The organism is Paraburkholderia sp. J10-1, from assembly GCF_905220165.1.
Lineage (GTDB): Bacteria > Pseudomonadota > Gammaproteobacteria > Burkholderiales > Burkholderiaceae > Paraburkholderia.
The window spans coordinates 12,717-29,872 of sequence record NZ_CAJMYW010000008.1 but is presented as its reverse complement, the minus strand read 5'-3'; the positions used below and the strand labels follow the sequence as shown (position 1 = coordinate 29,872).

The following is a 17,156-nucleotide window of genomic DNA, read 5'->3' as shown; positions in this document are numbered from 1 at the left end:
AAATACCATCTCAACCAATGTCCAATTATATGAAGTTTTATTGTCGATGAAGTATACGTTTTGCACATGCGAATTTTAACAAGAGCGCGCATGCATTCTGTTGGGTTCCACACATTTCAGAACATCTTTACGTCAAGTTTCTGCACTGCACGAAAAAATGGATTGAGGTTGAGTTGTGCCGCTGCGCGGGTGGCTGAAAACAAGTGCCACTGGACACGCCGGCAATTGCTTCGGGATCCTTTCTTTATCTGCTTTCGCGGCGGCATACCACGAGTTGTCACGCAGCGCTGGGCAATCCCCTCGGTTGGCGTCGTGCAGCGCAGCGCGAAAAGGCGTGCGCGGCGGTTGCCTGCAAACATCGCCCCGCCACATCGTTGTTCTCCACTACAACGACGTATGGCGCGCTTCGTCACGAGCGAGGCATTGACTTTCGATGTGCAAATCCAGTTCGCATCGCAGCGTCACAGCGGATGAAGATGAAACGCGCTTAGAGCCACCGTAGAAGCACAGGGAGCAAAACAGGCACGACGAAAGCCGTGAACACGCCGTTGAGCCCCATGCCGAGGCCCGAGAACGCGCCCATTTCCTCGCTCACCTGAAACGCCCTTGCAGTCCCGATTCCATGTGACGCCACGCCGATCGCAAAGCCACGGACCTCGGTCTCACGCACGCGAATTACGTTAAGAATCCAGCGCGCGGTGACCGCGCCGAACACGCCCGTCGAAATCACGAGCACAGCCGTGAGCGACGGGATGCCGCCAATCTTGTCGGCAACGGCCATGGCGATCGGTGTGGTGACAGACTTCGGCGCGAGCGAGGCGATGGTCTGGTGTGACGCGCCGAAGAGCTTCGCGACACCAACCGCCGACACGATCGCCGTGAGCGAGCCGGCAACGAGGCCCCCGAGCAACGGGAGCGCGCCGCGTTTGAGCTTATCCCACTGACGATAAAGAGGGAGGGCGAGCGCGACCGTTGCCGGGCCGAGCAGGAAGTGCACGAATTGGGCGCCCTCGAAATACGTGCGGTACGGCGTATCTGTGATCTTGAGCGCCGCAACAACGAGCGCCACGGCGATGAGCACCGGGTTTGCGAGCGGATTGTGCCTGGCACGCGCGTAGATATTGATGGCGATGAGATAGGCGACGAGCGTCACCGTCAAGCCGAGCAGCGGCGTGGCGGCGAGATAGACCCAGATCGCGTCGAGCTTCGTGATCGGCAGGTGGCTGTTCACGATGCGCCCTCCCCGGCGGTTGTGTTCGGCCGCTGGCGACGCAGCAGTGCGCGCGTGACGAGCGCCGTCACCGCGATACCGAGCGTCGTGCTCACGACGAGGCTCGCGATCACGGCGAGCGCCTCGCCGCGCACCGCCTTCGCCGACACCATGATGCCCACGCCCGCCGGAATGAATAGCAACGAGAGATGGCGCAGCAATTCGAGCGCCGTCGGCTCGATGGCCTCGGCGGCAGCGGGCCGCATCAACGCGAAGGCGAACAGGAGGAGCATGCCGATCACGGGACCGGGAACGGGAAGCGAGAACACGTAGGACACGCTCTCGCCGAGACACTGGAATATCAGGAGGGCGGCAAGGGAACGAAGCATGGCTGGGGCTATGGCAGGGCTGGAAACATGCGCGGCGCGCGAAGTGTAGCCCAACGGCGAGCGAGGCGCAGCGATTCGTCGTACCAGTGGGTGATTCGCCCCCCTTCTCGTGCGCACTGTAGACTACGCACGTTACGTTCGCTCCCGATTTTTATCGGGCCGTTGGTGATCACCTGCGTGCTCCCGGATCAAGGGAGAAGCAGCGAGCGAGGAACATCTATGCGTACAATAGACGGTTCCGCTTCACGCTCCGCCCCCACAAAGCGGCGTAGTGAGAGGCCGCAATACGGGGACGACGTGCAAACAATCCGCCCTTACATACAACAGCAGTGTAGCGATGCCCACAGCAGTTACGATTGATTCCCGACGCACAGTGCCCGGCGACTGGCTGACCGCGGCTTTCCTGCTCGCCTTTCCCTCTATCGCGATGCTCGTGCAAGGCGCTTCGAGTGCCGTATCGATTGGCGCGGGCGTCATTGCACTGGCGGCGCTGATCTGGCGGCCAAACGGCGCACCCTATGCTTATGCGCCGCTTGAACGTCACTCACTCGCGTTTTGCATCGCACTGTGCAGCCCCGTTGCCGCTGTGGCCCTCAGTACGCTCTCGCATGGGCATCCCTTGCTCCGGACCTGGGATTCGCCGTCGCGGTTCCTGCTTGCGATCCCAATTTTTCTGGCGCTGCGACGTGCGCCGCAGCGCATCTTCGTCTGGGCGGACCTCTCCTTTACGCTGGGCGCCCTTTCGGCACTGGCGCTTGCCATGCTCATGCCGCGCGATTGGGGCGAGGGCCGCATCGGCAGTGCGTTCCTGAACCCAATCCATTTTGGCGATCTCGCGCTCGCGCTCGGCGTGCTCTCGGCGATTGCGCTGAACTGGTGGCGTAAGGATTCGGCGCTCTGGCGCGCACTCAAGATCGCGGGACTGTTTGCAGGCCTCGCTGCCTCCCTGCTGTCCGGCGCGCGCGGCGGCTGGGCAGCAATTCCGCTCGTAGCCTTGCTGATCGTGTGGGAGCTCGGCCGCAACAAACCGCTCCACTGGAAGTTGCTGATGCCGGTGGCTGTCGCGCTGCTGCTCGGGCTCGTGTACGGGCTTTCGGGGACAGTGCGCGACCGCGTCAACGATGTGTCATCGAACTTGACGCAGTACACGCAAGGCCATCGAGATACGTCGGTCGGCATCCGTCTGCAACTCTATGAGGCAGCCTCCACACTGATCGCCGAACATCCGGTGCTGGGCCTCGGCGGAGACGGTTTTCGGGACAAGATGGCCTCGATGGCGAAGCAAGGTGCAATCACCCCCACAGCGGCGGCGTTCGGCGAGGGCGAAGTGCATAACCAACTGCTCGCCTACATGGCCAACTACGGGATTGTCGGCGGTCTCGCGTTGCTCGCGATCTACATCGTGCCTGCCGTCTTTTTCGCGGCAAAGCTCAAATCCGCATCGAGGATAACGCGGCGTACGGCGCTCATGGGGCTGTCCTTCGTCCTGATGTTTTTCGTCTTCGGGTTGACGGTTGAGACCTTCGACCTGAAGAGCACGGTGTCGTTCTACGCGACCGTGCTGGCCGTTCTCGCGGCGATAGCGGAACGCTTGGATGACAAAGCCGAGCTTTTCTAGCGCGGCTTCTTGCATCGTTGCAGCACGGCGTCTCACCATGCCCGTCGGCTAAAATGTGCGCCCCGGCCGCCGCGGCCATTGCCTGTCAACGACGCCCCCGCTTTCGTGAACTCCTTGCCTGCCCGAACCGCTGCCGCCGCCAGCGCGCCTCAGTCCGCCACGCATCCGCGTCCGCTGCACGTCGCCCTCGTCTGCAACACGGCCTGGGCGATCTATACGTATCGACGCGGGCTGTTGCGTGCGCTCACCGATGCGGGCGCGCAAGTCACCGTGATCGCACCGCGCGACCGCACCTTTGAGCCTCTCGCCGCCATGGGCTGCCGCTGCGTCGAACTGCCTGTGGCCTCGAAGGGGACAAACCCGCTCGATGACCTGCGCACTCTCCTCGCGCTCTATCGCCACTATCGCGCGCTCAAACCGGACGTCGTGTTCCACTACACGATCAAGCCGAATATCTATGGATCGATTGCCGCGTGGCTCGCACGCACGCCCTCAGTGGCGGTCACGACAGGCCTCGGTTACGTATTCATCCAGAAGAGCCGCGCCGCGCAGGTCGCCAAGCGTTTGTATCGCTTCGCGTTCCGTTTTCCGCGCGAAGTGTGGTTCCTCAATCGCGACGATGAAGCCGCCTTCAAGGAGGGCAATCTCCTCGCGCATCCCGAGCGCGCGAGGCTGCTGCACGGCGAAGGCGTCGATCTCGAAGATTTCCCCTTCACGCCGCTGCCCGAACGCGCAGAGTTTGCCTTCGTTCTGATAGGCAGGCTGCTTTGGGACAAGGGTGTGGGCGAGTACGTCGAGGCCGCACGCACGCTGCGCGGGCGCTATCCTCACGCGCGCTTCAGGCTGCTCGGCCCCGTGGGCGTGGACAATCCGAGCGCAATCTCGCGCGAAGAAGTCGCGGCCTGGGAGCGCGAAGGCGTGATCGAATATTTCGGCGAAACGGCCGATGTACGCCCCTTTATCGCCGATGCGGACTGCGTCGTGCTGCCCTCGTACCGTGAAGGCGTGCCACGCACACTGATGGAAGCGAGCGCGATGGGCCGCCCGATCGTGGCCACCAACGTGCCCGGTTGCCGCGAAGTGGTCGCCGATTGCGTGAATGGGCTGCTGTGCGAGGCGCGCGACGCGAACTCGCTGGAGCAGGCGCTCTCGCGCATGCTCGACCTTGGTGATGCAGCTCGCGCCGCCATGGCCGCGCGTGGCCGGAAAAAAATCGAGAAAGAATTCGATGAGCGCGTTGTGGTACAACGCTACCGGGAACTGATCCGGGAAATTACCGGGTCGACGTTTTGATCGAAAATTGATTTCTCAGGAATGGACACGGCATGACTGCGACGATATCAAAGGGCACCATCCTCGTCACCGGCGGTGCGGGCTACATCGGCTCGCACACCTGTGTCGAACTGCTCAATGACGGCTATGACGTGGTCGCCGTCGACAATCTCGTGAACAGCAGCAGCGAATCGCTCGAGCGCGTCGAGCAGATCACTGGGAAGCCGGTCGCGTTCTATGAAGCCGACGTGCGCGACTCGGCCGCCCTTTCGCGCATCTTCGAGGCGCACAACGTCACGGGGGTGATCCATTTCGCAGCGCTAAAGGCCGTGGGCGAGTCGGTCGCGAAACCCATCGATTACTACCGCAACAACGTCGACGGGTTGCTCGTGGTGCTCGACGTGATGCGCCAGCACGCCGTGAAGCAGTTCGTGTTCAGTTCTTCAGCAACGGTGTACGGCATGCCCGAAAGCTCGCCGATCGACGAATCGTTTCCGCTTTCCGCGACGAATCCGTACGGTCAGTCGAAACTCATCGCGGAGCAGATCCTGCGCGATGTTGAGATCTCGGACCCGGAGTGGCGCATTGCCGTGCTGCGCTATTTCAATCCGGTGGGCGCGCATGAAAGCGGGTTAATCGGTGAGGACCCGGCGGGTATTCCGAACAACCTTATGCCTTATGTCGCGCAAGTGGCAGTGGGCAAACTCGAAAAACTGCGGGTGTTCGGCGGCGATTATCCGACGCCAGACGGCACAGGCGTGCGCGATTATATTCACGTGGTCGATCTCGCGAAGGGCCACCTCAAGGCGCTCGATGCGCTCGCCTCGCGTGGCGAAGGCTTCGTCGTCAATCTCGGCACCGGACGCGGATATAGCGTGCTTGAGGTCGTGAAGGCATTCGAGCAGGCCTCGGGGCGGCCTGTGCCTTATGAGATTGTGGCTCGGCGGCCGGGCGATATTGCCGAGTGTTATGCGAATCCGATTGCGGCGGAAAGGCTTATTGGTTGGAAAGCGGAGTTCGGAATTGAGCGCATGTGTGTAGATCACTGGCGCTGGCAGGAAAAGAATCCGGGGGGATTTGAATAAAAAACGCCTTTATCACACTAAATTACTTTCCTGTAAATTTGTTGCGTTTTATTACGCAGACGTTACAACAGCCACTCCGACGTTACAATTGCTCGTGATTCGCATTGAACTCGGAGTAACGCGAAGTGGAAACAACAACGTCGGCGGGAGTCGTCATCTGGCTGACCGGCATGTCTGGCGCGGGTAAGTCAACCATTGCATCTGCTTTGGTCAATCGGCTGCAAACGTTTGCACTTCGGGCGACGATGCTCGACGGCGATGTCTTGCGCACGGGACTCAATGCGGACCTTGGCTTCAGCGAGGCTGAGCGCACGGAAAACCTTCGGCGCGTCGCCCACGTGGCGGCGCTCTTTTGCAAAGAAGGATTTGTTGCCGTCACGGCAACGATTTCACCCGAGCCCGAGCACCGTGAAAATGCACGGCGCATCGTGGGCGATGCAAATTTCGTCGAAGTGTTTGTGGACACACCACTCGATGTCTGTGAGCAGCGCGACCCCAAAGGGCTTTACAAGCGAGCGCGCAGCGGCGAAATCCCGCAATTCACCGGCATTGGCTCACCCTATCATGCACCTCTCCGCCCTGACCTCAGCCTGCGCACCCATGGCAACAGCGTCGAGCATTGCGTCGACGTGATAATTGGCTATCTGACTAGTGAGCGCCGTTTCGCCCTCAAAAATATGCGCGAACGCACCACGTCTTGATTCCAGCAACACGCGGCGCAACGCTAAGCGCTAGTCGATACACGGCTGGCGTCAGAGCCCAGCGTTGCTGTTAGCCCGCAGCGCGTACCGATGTGCCCGCCACGCTCTGCAGTTTTGGTGTACCCGTTGGCTGATACTCGGGCACCCAGCGCCGCAAGTCGCGGCGTACTTCGTCGTCGCCCGGCACACGGTGCTGCATGAGCCACGGCAGCAATTCATCCAGCAGATTGTCGGGTACTTCGCGCGCCTTCGCCGTGCGCAGTTTCGCGTGCGGCGTGCGCGTGGTGGTTTCATCGTCAGCGAGCAGTTCTTCGTAAAGCTTCTCACCAGGTCGCAGACCCGTGAATACCACACGAATCTGCTCTTCCGAGTAGCCATAAAGGCGGATCAAGTCTCTCGCGAGATTGACGATCTTGACCGGCTCACCCATGTCGAGAATGAAAATCTCGCCGCCGCGCCCCATGCTTGAAGCCTGGAGCACGAGCTGCGATGCCTCGGGGATCGTCATGAAGAAACGCGTGACTTCCGGGTGCGTGACGGTCACTGGACCGCCCTTCGCAATCTGCTGCTGGAACTTCGGAATCACGCTGCCTGCGCTACCCAGCACGTTGCCGAAGCGCACGGTCTCGAACTGCGTGCGCTCGCTGGTCTGCTGCAGCGCCTGGCAGGCCATCTCCGCAAGGCGTTTGCTCGCACCCATCACATTGGTGGGGTTGACCGCCTTATCGGTCGAGATCAAAACGAAATGCCTGACCTGATGCTTGATCGCCGCGCGCGCCACGCGATATGTGCCCAACACGTTGTTGCGAATCGCCTGCCACGCGTTGAGTTCCTCCATCAACGGAACGTGCTTGTATGCAGCGGCATGAAAAACGATATGAGGCGTGTAGCGCGCCATGACCTGATCGAGCAGCAAGGCGTCTTTAGCGTCGCCGACGATCGGCATCACGGAAAGCTCGGGGAACCGCTCCCGGATCTCCTCTGTGAGCCGATACATCGCGTATTCGGAAATATCGAGCGCAACGAGTTGCGCGGGCGCGAAGCGCAGAATTTGACGGCATAGTTCGGAGCCGATCGAGCCACCAGCTCCCGTGACCATGACCACCCTGCCGCTCAGCAGCGCCTCAACGTGCGGCGTGTCAATGTTGACCGCGTCGCGCCCAAGCAGATCCTCGAGGTCGATGTTACGCACCTGCGAAAGAAAGCCCTGGCCAGGCAGTAAATCGCTCAACGAAGGCAGCATCAACGCCTTTACGCCCGCTCGAACGCATTGTGTAGCGACACGCCGTTGCACTTCCGCCGATGCCGAAGGTATGGCGATGATGGCAAATTCGCAGCGCAGGGTTTGCGCCCAGTGTGCGATGTCGTCGATCGAGCCCAGCACCTTGTAGCCGTAGATCTCGCGGCGTTGTTTCGCCGGATCGTCGTCGAGCAGGCCAACGAGGCGCCATTCGGCGGAGCGCGACAGCTCGCGCGCGAGACTCGCGCCGGCACCTCCCGCGCCAATCACGATCACGGGTTTGCCCTGCGCGACGAGGCCGCCGTAAAGATAGAACTCCTTGCTCGCGCGATAGAGTGCGCGCGAGCCGCCCATGACGAAGAACACGATGAGCGGCGAAACGATCAGCACCGAGCGAGGAATGATTGGCGTGGGCTGCAACATAACCGCACCGATCATGACGATCAGCGCGGCCGACGCAATCGCCTTCGAAATGCGCATGAGATCCGGCAGGCTCGCGAAGACCCACATACCGCGATACAAGCCAAAGATACGAAACATCACCGCATAGACAGGTAGCACCCAGACCAGCGTGCTGACCGCACCGTGCCAGAATTCGGGCGGAACGGACGCGTTAAAGCGTAGAAAGTAAGCCGTCAGCCATGCAGCGGCCACCGCGCCAATGTCAAAGAGAAAGGCGCTGAACGAGAGCCAGGAGGCTTTATTGCGGAGCATCAGCGTCGACCTCTGTTTTTCTTCCAAGGGACTGGAAAGTGCGCCAGCGAGCGTCAATCGCCGTACCCATCAAAGCAAGCACGACGGCCCAACCAGCGACGATCCCCCACTGCAGCGTTGTGGAGCGATCAAGCGCCCATACAGCAAGTACCGTGCCGGCAAACATTACCAGATACCAGGCTAAAGCTGTAGCTGCGTGCCCCGTCCCGAACCGCACCATGCGCTGATAATAATGCTCACGATGGGCCTGCCAAAATTTTTCGCCACGCAAAACCCGGCGGATTAGCGTGACAGAGGCGTCGGCGATGAAGGGCGAAAACACCAGCACCGGAAACCAGACCGGCCAGCCACCGTTACGCCACCCCCAATAACCCAGCGCGCCTGCGAGAAAGCCCATTGGAATCGAGCCGGCATCGCCGAGGAATAGTTTCGCGGGATGGAAATTGAAGAGCAGAAATCCCGCCGCCGCTCCTGCAACCGCCGCGCATGCCCAGCCGAGTTCCGGCATCGGCGCTGGCCCCAAAAGCGCCGCGACCGCATAAGCTCCGAAACCGAACAGCGCCATGCCGCCGGCAAGCCCGTCGGCCCCGTCCATGAAATTGTATAGGTTGACCAGCCACAGCATCAAAAAGGTCAGACCTGCCAGGCACCACCACGGAACCGAAGCCGGATAGACAGCAATCAGAGCCAACACGGCCAGGAAATGCGCAGCAAAGCGCACGCGCGCAGGAAGTCCGCGGCGGTCGTCGATCTGGGAAACGGCGGCAAGGAATGCCGCGCCAAGCGCGATCAGCCATAGCGATGGCGCTAGAAGCGCAATCGCCAATACCGCAACCGGCACCAGACCCCAGCCTCCGACACGCGGTGTCGGCCGCACATGGAGTGAGCGGTCGTTTGGGATATCCGTGGCAAGGCGCCACGCGAGCCCGCTCTTCAGCAGAAACGCGAGTATGGCCGCGCACAGCGCCCCGCTAGCCAAGGCGATCCACACGGCGCTCAACGGTGACAAAATCGGTAAATGCATGGTCTACGTCTACGGTCTCCGCGAATTCAGTGCGTCGCACGATACCAACGAGCAGTCGCTTCCAGCCCCTCCTCCACCGCAAACGGCGGCCGCCAGCCGAGCCGCTCGTGAATCAGCGACGTGTCGACTTGCAGGCTGGACGTCAGACGCTCCAGTTGTGCGGCGCGGCCGGTCAGTACGCCGGCGGCACGCAGCAACCCAGTCGGAACGGGAATCAGGCGCGCGGGCTTCGAGAGGTGTCGGCCGAGGCCGCGCAGCAACTGGGCAACAGTAAGGTCGTCCGCATCTGCCACGTGGAAGCAGGCGTTGGCGGCTCGCGGGTCGGTGACGCAACGCATGAGCGCATCAGCCAGATTTTCGGTGTACACGAGACTGCGCCGCGCGTTCACCGAACCAAGCGGCAGCGGCACACCGCGCCAAAGCGCGTCCATCATCTGCAAAAAATTGGCGCCGACGCCGGGACCATAAACGAGCGGCGGCCGAACAACCACGACTTCCAGGCCTGTTTCCTCGCCCAGACGCCAGAGCGCCTCCTCCGCCGCCCGCTTCGAAAGTCCGTACGGGTCAAGCGGCATGGGCGGCACCGATTCCGCCAGCGGAACGCCACCATCCACTTCCGCCACAGCCTTGATACTGCTCACGAATACCATACGCCGGGCCCCACGGGCCAGTGCAGCACGCGCAACGCGCAGGGTGCCCTCGACGTTCGTCGCATGGAACGCCGCCAATGGATCGGGAGCGTCGTCACGCATTACGTGGACCCGCGCAGCCAGATGCACAACGCAATCGGGGGACAAATCGTTCGGCCACGCCTCCTGAAGTCCCACAAAATCGGCCGTCTCGTGATGCCATTCATGCACAGCATCCACGTCGACGGCGCCGCGCCGCAGCAGCGCAGTCACGTCGTGGCCATGCCGCGAAAGCGCCGCACACAGCGCTCTCCCTACGAGACCATTCGCACCCGTTACCAATACGCGGCTCAAAGCCATTTCCACCCGAACCGGTTATAGAACTTGAACGCCGACGCGAGGAACATCCGGATGTGCGCCAGCCCTTTGCGTGATGCGCCACCGCCGTGGTGCAGCACCCGCACAGAAGGCGCATAGACGACACGCGCGACATCATGCGCACGCAAGCTGAGATCGTAGTCCTCGAAGTAGAGGAAATAGCGCGCATCGAAGCCCGCCAGCTTTTTGAGCACGCTCGTGCGAAACAGCATGAAACAGCCGCTCACGATAGGTGGATCCCAGATCGTGTCCCGCTCGTTGATCTGCGCGCGCATCTCGTAGCGAGCGAGGCGTGCGTCGAAAAGTCGGCGCGCGGCGTGGGGCAGGAAGCCGCGCACGAATAGATCAATAAGGGTTGGATACTGTCGGCAAAGATATTGCAATCGACCTGCGTCGTCGACGATGGCCGGGGCAAGCAAACCCGCTTCCGGATGCGCCGTAAGAAACCCCATTGCCGCCACCAGCGCGCCGGCCTCGAGATCCACGTCGGGATTGAGCACGAGGTGATAATGGCTCGACGCCTGCTCGATTGCCAGGTTGTGGCCGCGCCCGTAGCCGATGTTGCCGTGCCCCGCGAGTACCGTGCACTCGATGCCCGCTACCGACAGCTCGGCGAGGCTGCTGCGCATGTCAGGCAGGCCGCCGTTGTCGACCAGATACAGGTGAATCGAGGTCCCTGTCTCGGCGCGCGCCAGCACGGCGCCCGCCTGGGCGAGACTGGCAAATGTTTGCGCGAGCAGTTGCTGGTCTGGGTTAAAAACGACCACCGATACGGACACTACGCCGTGATCCACGCTTGATACCGCACTGACTGTCATCTGGGAACGCGACGATTCGGCACCGTTTGTGCCATCTGTTTAAACGGGGTCGGTTGAAAACGATTAGTTTGCTGAAAATGCGCAGTTACGGCAACTGACTTTTCTATTTGTTACGCGGGAGAGACAGTGCAAGGTCAAATTCCGCGTCGCCGGACGGTTGCCGGCGTGCGGCTGGCGAATTTGAAATCCGCCTGGGAAATAGTACGATTTTACCGAGCGTTGGACGGCAGCCCATTTACCAACCGCAGCGAATAATTTGCCCTATCTGAAACCTCTGGCAAAAAGGAGCCGCTTCTGGCCGGCGGTCGTCCTTTCACTCGGCGCCGCGATTTTCGCCGCGACCTGCGCGGCAGTGATTTACCGTTTCTGTCCCGCTCCCTCTTTGAGACCTGTGGGCCGCAGGACTTCCCCGACTTTGCCCCGGACCAGCGCGAGCATGCGGTGCGGGAGGGGTGATCTCCGAAAACGCCGGCGCATCGGTAAAATTGACAGCATTAGCACGGCCGCGCCGCTGATCGGCGCGCAGCCAGCACATGACTCTACGAGCCGGCCGACAACAATACGTCTCTTCGATCATGGTCGCCGATCGCCGATCGCGCCCGGAACGTACTGGATGCAGACACCACTGGCGCCCAACGCCCGGATCTCGTGCCTCGACCTGGATCCGGAGAGCGATGATCTGCCGCGCAAACGTCAACAGTGCGCGGGCGCACAAGATATCAACGGCGCGCCGGTAACGCGGCCGCAAGTTCCGGGTAAAATTCCTGGCTTGAAAACGGCGCAGAATTCGGATCAATCGAGGTGCGCGCCAGATAAACCACGCTCAACAAACCAATTGCCAACTGGCCGACTGTATGCGCAGCAGACCACTCGTTGTTGACCTGGATGGCACGTTGATTCGATCGGATGTATTAATCGAATCGGGATTCGCTTATTTCAAATCCGCACCACTGCGGTTTTACCGACCGCTCATGTGGCTCGCACGCGGCGGCAAACCGGCGCTCAAGGCCGGCCTGGCCGAACACACCAACGTCGACGTCACCGTCCTGCCCTACGACGCGCAGGTGCTCGACTGGCTCAAGGAAGAGCGCGAAGCGGGGCGCCCCCTCGTGCTGGCGACCGCCAGCCACGAGCGCTACGCCCGTGCGATTGCCGATCACCTGGGCCTCTTCGAGCGGACCTTCGCGAGCGCAGACGGTGTCAATCTCTCGGCCCGCCGCAAACGCGACAAACTCGTGGCCGAATATGGCGAGAAAAACTTCGACTACGCCGGCAATTCGCATGACGACATCGCGGTCTGGCAGTCCGCTGCGCGCGCTTATGTGGTGAACCCGGCCAACGGCGTCGAGCGCGCTGCCCGCAAGATCGGCAATGTCGAGCGCGTGATCGAGTCACGGCCACCGGCGCTGAAGACCTGTACGAAGTCGTTGCGCCTGCATCAATGGCTGAAGAACCTGCTGATCTTCGTACCACTGCTTGCTGCACACAAGCTCGCCTATCCGGAACTCATCGTTGCAGCATTGATTGCCTTCCTCGCCTTCGGGCTCTGTGCGTCAAGCGTGTATCTACTCAACGACATGCTCGACCTCGAGGACGATCGGCACCATCCGACCAAGCGCAAGCGCCCTCTGGCGTCCGGCGCGCTGCCACTCACCTGGGGCATAGCCCTCTTTCCTGTCCTGCTCGCTGGCGCCTTCGTACTCACCGCGCTCTTCCTGCCATGGCGCTTCGCCGCCGTCCTGCTCAGCTACTACGCGCTCACTCTCGCGTACTCGACCTACCTCAAGCGCCAGGTGATGGTGGATGTTGTCGTGCTGGCGATGCTGTATACCACTCGCATCGTTGCCGGAACAGCCGCCATCGGCGGTCACCTCACGTTCTGGCTGCTCGCGTTCTCGATGTTCATCTTCCTGAGCCTCGCGCTCGTGAAGCGCTACGCCGAACTCTATTCAATGCAGGCACGCGGGCTCGCCAAAACGCGCGGGCGTGGCTACCTCGCGAGCGACCTGCCTCTCATCTCGTCCCTCGGCACAACGTCTGGGTACCTCTCGGTACTCGTACTCGCGATGTATATCCAGGACGGCAACACGGCGCATCTCTACCGACACCCACAGGTCATCTGGCTCGCGTGTCCCTTGCTGCTCTATTGGGTGAGCCGCACATGGATCATTGCACACCGGGGCCAGATGCACGACGACCCGATCGTGTTCGCCGCGCGCGATCGTGTAAGCCTTGCGGTGATGGCCCTGTGCTGCCTCGTCTTCTGGGCAGCGACCTGAACGATGGGAACGGTACATTCCTGGGGCCGTTATCCCGCCCACCCGCAACAGGCACACGCAATCGGGTGGCGCGACCGCGCGGTCGCGACCTGGCGCGAAGTGATCGAAGCAAACGGCAACGCGCTCGCATTTGGCAACGGCCGCAGCTACGGCGACAGTTGCCTTGCCGCCTCGGACCACGTGCTGCAAACCCTGCCACTCGACCGACTGATCGCGGCCAACTGGACAACCGGCGTATTGCGCGCGGAGCCGGGCATCACGCTCGAACAGATTCTCGAGGTCGCCATTCCGCGCGGCTGGATGTTGCCGGTCACGCCCGGCACTAAATACGCGACACTGGGCGGCGCGATCGCCAACGACGTCCACGGCAAAAATCACCACGTGCGCGGGACGTTTGGCCGCCATGTGCGCCGCTTTGGACTTGCGCGCAGCGATGGCGCGCTGCTCGAATGCGCACCGGACGCGCATGCGGAGTTGTACGCGGCCACGATCGGCGGACTCGGCCTCACGGGGCTGGTCCTTTGGGCAGAAATCCAGCTCATGCCGATCCGCTCCAGCCTGATCGACGTGACGAACATTCGATTTTCGAACCTCGACGAATTCTTCGCGCTTTCCGAACGCCTCGACCCGCTGCACGAGTACAGCGTGGCATGGGTGGACTGCCAGAGCCGCGGCTCGACGCTTGGACGCGGCATCTTCATGGTCGGCGACCACGCGAGAGGCGGACGGCTCGAAGTCGACAGGCGCAAGAAGCGAACGGTGCCGCTGACGCTGCCCGTTCCGATCTTCAATTCGCTCACTTTGCGCGCATTCAATGGCGCGTACTATCACCGGCAGCGCAGCGGAGAGAGGCGCTCTAAAGTGAGCTACGACGCTTACTTCTACCCGCTCGACAGTTTGCTCGAGTGGAACCGGATTTACGGGCGCAAGGGCTTTCAGCAGTACCAGTGCGTCGTGCCACCCGAGGCCGCGCGCGATGCAATCCGCGAGATTCTCGAGGCCATTGCGACGAGCGCAACGGGCTCCTTTCTCGCCGTGCTCAAGCGCTGTGGCGATATCGCCTCGCCGGGGCTCCTGTCGTTCCCTCGTGAGGGCACCTCACTCGCGCTCGACTTTCCGCAGCGGGACGCACAAAACGCGCGGCTTTTCGAGCGTCTCGACGCGATCGTGCGCGAGGCGCGCGGCCGACTCTATCCGGCGAAAGACGCCCACATGTCCGGCGCGGATTTCAGGGCCGCGTATCCGCAATGGCAGCAACTGGAATCGCTTCGAGATCCGGCGATGCTTTCACGGTTTTGGGAACGAACGACACGAACATGAAAAATATCCTGATCATCGGTGCAACCTCGGCCATCGCGACTGCATGCGCCCGTCGTTGGGCTGCGCAAGGCGCGAGCTTTTTTCTCGTAGCTCGCAGCGCAGAGCGGCTGCAGCAGGTCGCCGACGACCTTCGCGCGCGCGGCGCCAAAGCGGCGACGTGCCACGCACTCGACATTAATGACGTCGACCAGCACGCGGCCATGCTGGCGCGCTGCGAGGCCGAGTTTGGCACGCTCGATATCGCGCTCGTCGCGCCCGGTACGCTCCCAGATCAAGCGCAGTGCCAGGCCGACGCTGCCGCGGCGATGCGTGAATTCAACACCAACGTTACGTCGATTATCGGGCTGCTCACGCCGATCGCGAATCTGGTCGAGGCACAGCGCCATGGTACGATCGCCGTCATTTCGTCTGTAGCAGGCGATCGCGGCCGGCCGTCGAACTATCTCTACGGCAGCGCGAAGGCCGCGCTCACGGCATTCTGCGAGGGTCTGAACGCCCGCCTTTTCAAGGCGGGCGCGCATGTCGTCACAATCAAGCCGGGTTTTGTCGCTACCCCTATGACTGCGGGCCTGCCACTGCCCGGCCCGCTCGTCGTAACCCCAGACAAGGTGGCCGCCGACATCACGCGCGCCATCGAGAAGAACAGGGACGTTCTCTACACGCCCTGGTTCTGGTCGCTCATCATGTTGATCATCCGGTCCGTGCCGCGGTTTCTCTTCAAACGTGCTTCGTTGTGACTACAAAGAGTATGATGAAATACCAAAAGCAAACCGCAGGACTAGCTCTCGTAATCGGGATATTGACCATTGCAACAACGACGTTCGGCGTGTGGCGGCACTTTACTCCTGTGCCGCTCGGTGATTCATGGGACGGAACCGTCGGCTTCTATGTGCGCGCACTCAATGATCCGTGGCAAGCATTCTTTGAGCAACACAATGAACACCGGCTTACGTTCTCTCGGCTCATTTTCTTCACCGACGTACAATATTTTGGTGGCCGAAATGTTTTTTCACTGCTCGCAAACCTTGTTCTCGCCGGATTGCTGTGTCTGACCTTCTGCAAAGTCGCTCTCCATAGTCAGCCGAAGATGTCTCTGTGGAGCAAAGTCGGTCTCGCGGGTGTCACGACGGCCCTAACCTTTTCCTGGCTTCAGCAAGAAAATTTGACTTGGGGCTTCCAGAGTCAGTGGTACGCCGTGTACTTGTTCGCCTTGCTCGCATTCCACTTTCTTGAGCGCGGCAAGCCATTGCACCCAAACGCTTCCGGTTGGCTTGCTCTATCGATTCTCAGCGCAACGGCTGCGGCATATAGCATGGCCAGTGGTTTGCTGGTCTTTCCAGTTTTGCTCATTCAAGCAGCCTATCTGCGCCTGAATGGACGGAAATTGATCGCAATCACACTCGTTGGCATTGCGGTCTGGTACTCCTACTTCCACGACTGGATTCCGATATCAACCAATGGCGGCATCAAGTCGCTTTTGCTTCACCCAGTTGACGCCGTCCGGTACCTTCTCCTTTATCTCGGCTCGCCGGCTGACGGCACGCGGCTTGGTGCCCCTGGTGCGTACGTATGCGGAATCTTCATGCTGGCAGCTGTCGTCCTGTGGTCATTGCGCGCCCTTCGACTTCGTGCGACGCCGCCAGCAGCAATTGCGTTGCTCGCCTTTGCAATCTTCATCGTGCTCAATGCCGCAGCGACGGCATCCGGGCGCCTCTGGATGGGCCTCGATACCGCACTTGCTTCACGCTACACGACGGCGTCGCTGACCGGATGGCTGGCGATGCTTATATTTTCGGCGCTCAACACGAGAAGCTCGACAAAGCAGCGAACCATCCTCGCTGCCGCGGTGTGTGCGATGCTAATTGTCGCTGTCGCACAGAGACTCGCGCTACACGCCGACTACAACCTTCGGTGGCAACGCATGGTTGGCGGTCTCGCCACTCGCGAGCAGATATACGACCTCGCGGTTACGCGTCCCATCTACCCGTTTCCAGACAGACTCGCGGAGATCGTTCCGGAAGTCCGGGCAGCGCGCATCTCCATTTTCGCCGGCGACCAGCGCGACTACGCCACCCCGCCGCCGCGCATTTCCATTGGCTCGACTTGCGAGGGCTATGTGGATGGTGTATCACGCTCGGAGACCTCTGACATGTACATTGTTCATGGCTGGATCTATGACCCGTCGACTCGTCGCGTGCCCCAGAATATCGTCGTCACGGCGCCCGACGGCCGAACTGTTGGGGTTGGCCTCGCCGGCGGGGATCGTGATGACGTCGTGGCCCGACTTGGCCACAACGCACGTTTCAGCGGCTGGATCGCGTTCACTCACCGGCCGCCAGAAAACCTGATCAACATCACCGCTGCCACTGTGAATGGCACCTACTGCGCGCTCCGAGGCTCGTACCCCGTTCCTCACTAAGTCGCGAGTGGCCGCTTTCAATGCACGTTCCACCTATCCAGCGAGCCCAGACATAAATTC

The 17,156-nt window shown here is 61.3% G+C and carries 14 protein-coding genes; 8 read left to right on the top strand and 6 right to left on the bottom strand.

Features of this window, described 5'->3' with window-relative positions:
* Positions 1-487: 487 nt before the first annotated feature.
* Together U5A65_RS23645 and U5A65_RS23640 are read right to left on the bottom strand one after the other, a co-directional pair.
* Positions 488-1,231 (bottom strand): LrgB family protein, encoded by a 744-nt coding sequence (locus U5A65_RS23645; RefSeq protein WP_321947733.1) that lies wholly within the window; start codon positions 1,229-1,231, stop codon positions 488-490.
* On the bottom strand, positions 1,228-1,599 hold the full coding sequence (locus U5A65_RS23640; protein ID WP_321947731.1) for a CidA/LrgA family protein: 372 nt from the start codon (positions 1,597-1,599) through the stop codon (positions 1,228-1,230). Before U5A65_RS23640 ends, U5A65_RS23645 begins: the two co-directional genes overlap by 4 nt.
* A gap of 373 nt (positions 1,600-1,972) precedes the next feature.
* On the opposite strand from U5A65_RS23640, the gene U5A65_RS23635 reads away from it, so the two are divergent.
* From U5A65_RS23635 to cysC, 4 genes are all read left to right on the top strand, one after another.
* Positions 1,973-3,217 (top strand): O-antigen ligase, encoded by a 1,245-nt coding sequence (locus tag U5A65_RS23635; protein WP_321947729.1) that lies wholly within the window; start codon positions 1,973-1,975, stop codon positions 3,215-3,217.
* Positions 3,218-3,331: 114 nt separating this feature from the next.
* On the top strand, positions 3,332-4,510 hold the full coding sequence (locus tag U5A65_RS23630; RefSeq protein WP_321947977.1) for a glycosyltransferase family 4 protein: 1,179 nt from the start codon (positions 3,332-3,334) through the stop codon (positions 4,508-4,510).
* 32 nt (positions 4,511-4,542) lie between these two features.
* The gene (galE, locus tag U5A65_RS23625; RefSeq protein ID WP_321947727.1) at positions 4,543-5,574 is read left to right on the top strand and encodes a UDP-glucose 4-epimerase GalE; all 1,032 of its coding nucleotides are present in this window, start codon (positions 4,543-4,545) and stop codon (positions 5,572-5,574) included.
* A 125-nt stretch (positions 5,575-5,699) separates the two neighbouring features.
* Entirely contained in the window at positions 5,700-6,275 is a 576-nt protein-coding gene (cysC, locus tag U5A65_RS23620; protein WP_321947726.1) for an adenylyl-sulfate kinase, read from the top strand.
* 70 nt (positions 6,276-6,345) lie between these two features.
* Here the strand turns inward: cysC and U5A65_RS23615 are convergent, their stop codons facing one another.
* Genes U5A65_RS23615 through U5A65_RS23600 form a run of 4 tightly spaced genes read right to left on the bottom strand, consistent with a single transcriptional unit; the run spans position 6,346 to position 11,078 of the window.
* The gene (locus U5A65_RS23615) at positions 6,346-8,229 is read right to left on the bottom strand and encodes a nucleoside-diphosphate sugar epimerase/dehydratase (protein ID WP_321947724.1); all 1,884 of its coding nucleotides are present in this window, start codon (positions 8,227-8,229) and stop codon (positions 6,346-6,348) included.
* Complete coding sequence (locus tag U5A65_RS23610; protein ID WP_321947722.1) at positions 8,216-9,253, bottom strand: glycosyltransferase family 4 protein; 1,038 nt, start codon at positions 9,251-9,253, stop codon at positions 8,216-8,218. Before U5A65_RS23610 ends, U5A65_RS23615 begins: the two co-directional genes overlap by 14 nt.
* Before the next feature lie 26 nt (positions 9,254-9,279).
* Positions 9,280-10,236 carry an NAD-dependent epimerase/dehydratase family protein gene (locus U5A65_RS23605; protein WP_321947720.1) on the bottom strand — a complete coding sequence of 319 codons (957 nt, stop codon included), beginning with the start codon at positions 10,234-10,236 and terminating at the stop codon, positions 9,280-9,282.
* Positions 10,233-11,078 carry a glycosyltransferase family 2 protein gene (locus tag U5A65_RS23600; protein ID WP_321947718.1) on the bottom strand — a complete coding sequence of 282 codons (846 nt, stop codon included), beginning with the start codon at positions 11,076-11,078 and terminating at the stop codon, positions 10,233-10,235. Before U5A65_RS23600 ends, U5A65_RS23605 begins: the two co-directional genes overlap by 4 nt.
* A gap of 854 nt (positions 11,079-11,932) precedes the next feature.
* On the opposite strand from U5A65_RS23600, the gene U5A65_RS23595 reads away from it, so the two are divergent.
* The 4 genes from U5A65_RS23595 to U5A65_RS23580 are packed head-to-tail and all read left to right on the top strand — an operon-like array spanning position 11,933 to position 17,096.
* Complete coding sequence (locus tag U5A65_RS23595; protein ID WP_321947715.1) at positions 11,933-13,357, top strand: UbiA family prenyltransferase; 1,425 nt, start codon at positions 11,933-11,935, stop codon at positions 13,355-13,357.
* Positions 13,358-13,360: 3 nt separating this feature from the next.
* Positions 13,361-14,677 carry an FAD-binding oxidoreductase gene (locus U5A65_RS23590; RefSeq protein WP_321947713.1) on the top strand — a complete coding sequence of 439 codons (1,317 nt, stop codon included), beginning with the start codon at positions 13,361-13,363 and terminating at the stop codon, positions 14,675-14,677.
* Entirely contained in the window at positions 14,674-15,414 is a 741-nt protein-coding gene (locus U5A65_RS23585) for an SDR family oxidoreductase (RefSeq protein ID WP_321947711.1), read from the top strand. The genes U5A65_RS23590 and U5A65_RS23585 overlap by 4 nt, the downstream gene beginning before the upstream one ends.
* An 11-nt stretch (positions 15,415-15,425) precedes the next feature.
* Positions 15,426-17,096, top strand: a complete 1,671-nt coding sequence (locus tag U5A65_RS23580; RefSeq protein WP_321947709.1) for a hypothetical protein — start codon at positions 15,426-15,428, stop codon at positions 17,094-17,096.
* The last annotated feature ends 60 nt before the right edge of the window (positions 17,097-17,156 follow it).